Source organism: Kribbella hippodromi (assembly GCF_039531045.1).
Classification (GTDB): domain Bacteria; phylum Actinomycetota; class Actinomycetes; order Propionibacteriales; family Kribbellaceae; genus Kribbella; species Kribbella hippodromi.
In genome coordinates this window covers 1-1,061 of the sequence record NZ_BAAAPH010000060.1, presented here as the reverse complement: position 1 = coordinate 1,061, position 1,061 = coordinate 1, and the positions used below count along the sequence as shown (strand labels likewise).

At 72.8% G+C, this 1,061-nt stretch carries 1 protein-coding gene; it reads left to right on the top strand.

Annotated elements, in window-relative coordinates; genetic code table 11:
- Positions 1 to 403: 403 nt before the first annotated feature.
- Positions 404 to 766: a hypothetical protein gene (locus tag ABD260_RS37470; RefSeq protein WP_344241740.1), complete on the top strand. Its 363-nt coding sequence runs from the start codon at positions 404 to 406 to the stop codon at positions 764 to 766.
- Positions 767 to 1,061: the final 295 nt, after the last annotated feature.

Below are 1,061 nucleotides of genomic sequence, written 5' to 3'. Positions count from 1 at the left end.
CCACCAACCCCCACACCCCCCTTCGGCACCCCCTCAGCGCACACCCTGCCCCTCGGCACCCCTTCTGCGCACCCGACGCCCTTCGGCACCCCCGCCGTCGGCGCCCCAGCGGCCGGGACCCCCGCCGCCGGTACGCCTGCTCTCGGTACGCCAGCCGACGGCACGCCTGCCTCAGGGCTTCAAGCCGCCGGCACGGATACACCCGGCAGCACCACAGCCCTCTCCGCCGAAGCCTCTCCCACCAAGCCCTTCCCCGCCGGAGCCGCCGGAACCGCCGGAGCCGCCGGAGCCGCGGGTGCCGCGGGTGCCGCGGGTGCCGCGGGTGCCGCGGGTGCCGCGGGGACCGCGGGGACCACCGGTTCCGCCGGGACTGCCGGGTCCGCGGGGACCGCCGGGACTGCTGGTGCCACAGCCGCCAACGCCCCAACCGTCGCAGGCGCCGCGGGCGCAGTCACTGGTGGTGCCGCGGGCGCAGCTGCTCTTGGCGCTCCGGGCGCGGCTGCTGCCGGAGCTGCTGGTGCGGAAGCCGGTGTTGCCGCCTTCGGCCCATCGGCAGCCGGCACCCCCACCAACACCGTCACCGACGCAGGAACTCCCACCGGAACCACACCCGGCACCAGCACAGCCACCAGTACAGCTGCTGCCGGTGCAGCAGGCGCGCGCACCGGTGCAGGTACCACCGGCGGTTCAGGTGCGGGTACTAACGGAGGCGCAGGTACCGGCGGAGGCTCAGGCGCAGGTACCAACACTCATGCAGGTGCTGTAAACAAAAAGCCAAGTGCGACCGCAACCCTCGCCCGACGCGCCAGGAAACCCCTTCTCGTAGCCGCCCTAGCCGCAGTCGTACTAGCAGGCTCGGTAGTAGCAGGCATCCTCCTGCGCAACAAGTCCAACGACCTCCCCGCAACCGGCGACGTAGGCCAAACCCCCAGCACCACCGTCGACACCCCCACCACCCAGCCAACCGCGGACCCAACCCGCACCACCCGAACCACCGAACCCACCCGCACAACCTCAACCGCCCCCACCACCGCCCCCACAAAACCAAGCACCACCCCCAG